This window comes from Limnofasciculus baicalensis BBK-W-15 (assembly GCF_024178385.1).
Lineage (GTDB): Bacteria > Cyanobacteriota > Cyanobacteriia > Cyanobacteriales > Coleofasciculaceae > Limnofasciculus > Limnofasciculus baicalensis.
In genome coordinates this window covers 1-4,538 of the sequence record NZ_JAMZMM010000431.1, presented here as the reverse complement: position 1 = coordinate 4,538, position 4,538 = coordinate 1, and the positions used below count along the sequence as shown (strand labels likewise).

Sequence of the window (4,538 nt, the reverse complement as noted above, 5' to 3'; positions counted from 1 at the left end):
TAGCGTTTTTTTATCTTAACTATCCCTTGTGACAGTTGAGGGTGCGGAATGTGGGCTTAATATCTTCAAACTCCAAGTTTTCAGGCATTGGGATTGTGAAGCTATCAAGCTTGAACCACCTTTTCACCGTTGTGCCAAGAGGAATTTTGATTTGGTCGCCAACAAGTCTTAATGCTTGTTTGGGATAAGTTACCAGAGCATATCCTGCACCTTGACGGTAATTAGGTAATCTTGGTTTGAAGTGCAATTCACCCTTACTGTACTTCTTGTCTAATTCCCTAAAAGATTTAAACGACTCAGCAACAGACCTTAATATCTGTTGTGCTGCTTGAGAGTGCATAACCTGATAATGCTTATTGGTTTTGTACTCCTTTTCTAAGTCGTACTTACCAATTAACTTACCAGTTTTGAAAAATAGCTGACGGGCATAGTAGATACCGCAGTTAGTCAGCTTATGTGATTCCAAACAAATAAACTCAAGGATTGCTTTTAATTCTGGAGCTGGATTAATTAAATTTTGCTGACATCCGTACAAGTTGTCATTACTTCCTGTTCCCAGCTATAAATAAGTATACACATTTGTAGAGTGATTGTAAATGCCATTCCAGAAAAAACATAAACAAGGTTTTACAACCGACCGAGAAAAACCCTTAATCAGTAGTCCAGTATGCTTAAGGATGGATGTGGAATTAGCCAAAGAATTAAAATCTGTTCCTGATTGGCAAGAACGACTAAGACTAGTGTTGCCCGAATTAATAAAAGACTGGAAGGCAGCGATATTTCCTGCGAAGCGCTTACCCTCCGGGGGGCTTCGCCTACATCCCCGGACTAAAGTCACGGGGCTTTCAGCGACTCACCTTGTAAGGGGACAGTGCCATTTTTTTGTAACCGTTCAGGGGGTGCGCAGAAGTGCGCACTCCCCGGTAAGCGAAGCGGTAACTGATTGGGGTAACGTGGGCGACTATGCCAGGGATTCGCGATGCCGAATTGCGGGCTATCGCCATCGCGACTGAGCGATGAGAGCGATCGCTTATGATGGTAAAATGGAATTCATGGAACCATCGCGCCCCAGCTTAATTGAACAAATACCAAGAGAAGATTGGGAAAAAACTCCAGCCAGTGTCAAAAAATTGGTGGAGTTAATGGCGAAGCGGATTGACTCATTAGAACAAGAGGCAGGATTATTACAGTCCCAGGAAGAGGAATTAAGAGAAAAAGTCAATCAAACATCAAAAAACTCATCATTACCACCATCAAGCGACCCACCAGGAACAGGTGGGAAATCAAGAAAAAAAAGTGGCAAAAAAAGGGGTGGTCAACCCGGTCATCAGGGAAAAAGCCGAGACTTATACCCAGTAGAAAAATGTCACTCAGTTCTCGACCATCATCCAGTTACATGCCGATGTTGTGGCGAAAACCTTCAGGGAGAAGATACAAACCCCTATCGCCACCAAATAGTCGAAATTCCACCGATTGAACCCATAGTCATCGAACATCGTTTGCACCAATTAACATGTGGAGGATGTGGAACTTCGACTCGTGCGACATTGCCCGACGACGTAAAAAATAGTGGATACGGTGTCAGAGTTGTGGCAACCGTAGCCTTATTAAGTGGATTATACCGTCACAGCCACCGCATGGTACAAAGCGCACTCTCTGACTTATTTGGGATCTCAATTTCTGTACAGAATTAGGAACCCGATTAATTCAACAAGAAGAAAAGTTATTTGAGTTATGGCATCGAGTTAGAGATGGAACTCTTGAACGGTCTCATTTTGTCGAATTGGTCAAAGATATTCGTGACCAAATTCTCTCACTCTTACAAGAAGGTGCTAACTACGAAATTACCTCTTCCGAAAAAACCCCTTTGGCAAAAACAGTTCGCACTTGTCGTCAACTATTGAAGGTTGAGGGTGGGATGTGGCTATTTGTGACAACTCCTGGAGTTGAGCCAACTAACAATGCCGCTGAAAGAGCCATCCGGAAGGCTGTGATTTGGAGGCGTACCAGTTTCGGTTCTCAAACTTTTGCCGGGAGTAATTTTGTGGCACGAATCCTCACGCTCAGTTACCACACTGAAATCTCAAGAGCGCAATGTCTTAGAGTTTATCACAACTGCTGTGACAAATGCTCGCTCGGGTCAATCGGCTCCTTCTTTACTGCCAAAAGTCTAATTTAACCTCAAACTTCGCTTCAGGGAGTGCGCCGCAGGCGCACCCCCCTGAACGGTTACAAAAAATGTAAGGATCAGCCCCTTCATATTCGTCAAAAGTCACGCATTCAAAAGTCAGGATAAAGAAAATAGTTAATATTTCGGACAGGTCTAATTAAAATTAGAATTTGCGTACCTAATTATTTGGTAATAGTTACTTGACCACCATTGCTGCAAGAAGAGCTAGTATAGTCGTAAATATCTACTAAAAAGCCATTGGATAATGCAGTTAATACAGCTTTATAACCACGTGCATGAATGTCTCGATTTAGTACTCCTGAAGCTGGTAAGATGATCACTCTATCTGCGCAAGGACCTACTCCACCGCTGATAGTAACAGCATAATTATCGCCGTTAGAAGAAGTATTTTGAACATTGGTAATCTTTCCACCTTGAACTAAATAGTCAGCTTTAGCAATGCCAATTCCGGTAGTTAAGAAGATACCAAATGCGAAGACGAATGCTAGTATTCTGATGAAAAAACAATTGATAGCTTTTAACATTTTTCTCCCTCTAAATTATTTTTTTGATTATCTCTCCCACTTGCGTTGAGAGTTTTTGCACTAAATTTTCGCTTGGCATTTCACCATTGTGTTTACCTCCTGCCCCAGATTATAACCCACATTGCGCACCCTCAACTGTCACAAGGGAGAGTCAAACCAAAAAAAGGGTCAAAGCCCCTGAGTATTTATATCCAAGATGAGTGCCAAGGGACTCAAAGATAAGTAAAAATTATCTGTAGGTTGAGCGGACTAAAAAATGAGAAAATAAAGAAGAAAAGCATCCTCGTAGTATGGAGAGGAGAAATGAATAACGGCTCTCCTAGACTAGCTATGTAAAACTAGTACAAGAAAAACTGTTTAATTCTGGATAAATTAACAGATCTTAATGCTTGTAAGCCTTGACTTAAATGAAAAACAAGGTTATTTTTAAATAGAAACTAACAATACTCCGGACAGTTTTTAAAGAGGGATGCGATGCCTACGGCAAGCTTCGCTAACGCAATACAGCACAGAATCAAAAAAAGTGAGTGCAATCTGAACCCAAAATAAACAAAAAAAAGGCACTCTTTTCGGTTAAGCTATAAAAACACACAAGCTTAACAGATTGCATTAGGAATATTAGGGAATCCATCTTATAGCAAATGCCAGGGATTAGTCAACCCCAAAAGAAGTTTTTAATCACTTTATTCTCAACTATTTTGTTAGCCTATGGCAAGAGCAACTTCACGAATCTCAGTCGTTATAGTTATTTGAGCGAAAAAACCTACCGTCGTCACTTTCTCAAAAGCTTTAACTTTCCACAATTTAATCAATATTTTCTCAAAGAAGCCTTAAATCCTGAACACACAGTCATTGCCGTCATTGATTGTTCTTTTTTAATAAAAATTGGCAAAAAAACTGATGGCAAGGCTTATTTTTATAATGGTGTAGCTGGTAAATCGGAACAGGGGTTGGAAATTTCTGTGATTTCTATTGTCGAAATTGAGACTCGTTTATCCTCTAGCTTAAGCGTACAACAAACTCCGTCACGTCCTCAAATAAATGCCGTGAAAAAACTGCCACAAAAACCCAAGAATTGCTGGTCTAAGAAATCTTGCAAAAAACCGGACTCTCAAAGCTCAAAGCCTGATATCACAAGAGTTGATGACTATGCACAACATTTAAAGAATACTCATTCTTTCTTCCCTAATTCTGTGCGTTATTTGGTAGCTGATGGCTATTACTACCGCTCTAAATTCTGGGATGGTGTGCGGGAGTTAAATTTAGACTTTATTGGCAAGTTAAGAGTTGATGCTAACCTCCGCTATCTTTATACAGGTGAACAAAAGAAACTGGGAGCGCCTCGCAAATATGATGGTAAATTTGACTCTAATGATTTGAGTCGTCTTAAATTTGTTAAAAATCTCAACCCGGGAGTTTCCTTATATACATTGGTAGTCTGGAGTTGTTGTTTAAATTGCCAAATTAGTTTGGCTTGTATTTCTGAAGTTCAAGCCAATGGGAAAATCAAAAATACTTTATTGTTTAGCACTGATATTAACCTAATGCCTGAGCAAATTGTTGAATATTATCAGGATCGTTTTCAGATCGAATTTATTTTTCGTGATGCCAAGCAATTTACGGGATTGTCTGATTGTCAAGCTCGTCATTTACCACGGCTTGATTTTCATTTTAATGCCAGTCTAGTTGCCTTAAACTTAGCCAAACATGAATTTTCTAGTTGTCATTCATCTGCCAAATCTTTTGTGTTTTCTCTGGCCTTTTATAACCCACATTCCGCACCCTCAACTGTCACAAGGGATAGTTAAGATAAAAAAACGCTA

At 40.1% G+C, this 4,538-nt stretch carries 4 protein-coding genes and 2 pseudogenes; 4 read left to right on the top strand and 2 right to left on the bottom strand.

Annotation, left to right across the window (positions count from 1 at the left end):
- Nucleotides 1-55: 55 nt before the first annotated feature.
- Nucleotides 56-535: pseudogene (locus tag NJ959_RS25990) on the bottom strand (RNA-guided endonuclease TnpB family protein); the annotation flags it as partial.
- Nucleotides 536-596: 61 nt separating this feature from the next.
- On the opposite strand from NJ959_RS25990, the gene NJ959_RS25985 reads away from it, so the two are divergent.
- The 3 genes and pseudogenes from NJ959_RS25985 to NJ959_RS30980 all read left to right on the top strand — a co-directional run.
- Nucleotides 597-1,013 carry a hypothetical protein gene (locus NJ959_RS25985; RefSeq protein WP_254014657.1) on the top strand — a complete coding sequence of 139 codons (417 nt, stop codon included), beginning with the start codon at nt 597-599 and terminating at the stop codon, nt 1,011-1,013.
- 3 nt (nt 1,014-1,016) lie between these two features.
- Nucleotides 1,017-1,694: an IS66 family transposase zinc-finger binding domain-containing protein gene (locus tag NJ959_RS30985; RefSeq protein ID WP_444881958.1), complete on the top strand. Its 678-nt coding sequence runs from the start codon at nt 1,017-1,019 to the stop codon at nt 1,692-1,694.
- Between the two features lie 206 nt (nt 1,695-1,900).
- Nucleotides 1,901-2,174: pseudogene (locus NJ959_RS30980) on the top strand (IS66 family transposase); the annotation flags it as partial.
- 178 nt (nt 2,175-2,352) lie between these two features.
- On the opposite strand, the gene NJ959_RS25975 reads toward NJ959_RS30980, so the two are convergent.
- Nucleotides 2,353-2,715 (bottom strand): DUF5992 family protein, encoded by a 363-nt coding sequence (locus NJ959_RS25975; protein ID WP_254014656.1) that lies wholly within the window; start codon nt 2,713-2,715, stop codon nt 2,353-2,355.
- 641 nt (nt 2,716-3,356) lie between these two features.
- On the opposite strand from NJ959_RS25975, the gene NJ959_RS25970 reads away from it, so the two are divergent.
- Nucleotides 3,357-4,523, top strand: a complete 1,167-nt coding sequence (locus tag NJ959_RS25970) for a transposase (protein WP_254014655.1) — start codon at nt 3,357-3,359, stop codon at nt 4,521-4,523.
- Nucleotides 4,524-4,538: the final 15 nt, after the last annotated feature.

What these genes read in the sequence shown, in the direction of transcription:
- NJ959_RS30985 (WP_444881958.1), top strand. Translation starts at nt 1,017, where the DNA reads ATGAGAGCGATCGCTTATGATGGTAAAATGGAATTCATGGAACCATCG.
- NJ959_RS25975 (WP_254014656.1), bottom strand. Translation starts at nt 2,715, where the DNA reads ATGTTAAAAGCTATCAATTGTTTTTTCATCAGAATACTAGCATTCGTC.
- NJ959_RS25970 (WP_254014655.1), top strand. Translation starts at nt 3,357, where the DNA reads ATGCCAGGGATTAGTCAACCCCAAAAGAAGTTTTTAATCACTTTATTC.
- NJ959_RS25985 (WP_254014657.1), top strand. Translation starts at nt 597, where the DNA reads ATGCCATTCCAGAAAAAACATAAACAAGGTTTTACAACCGACCGAGAA.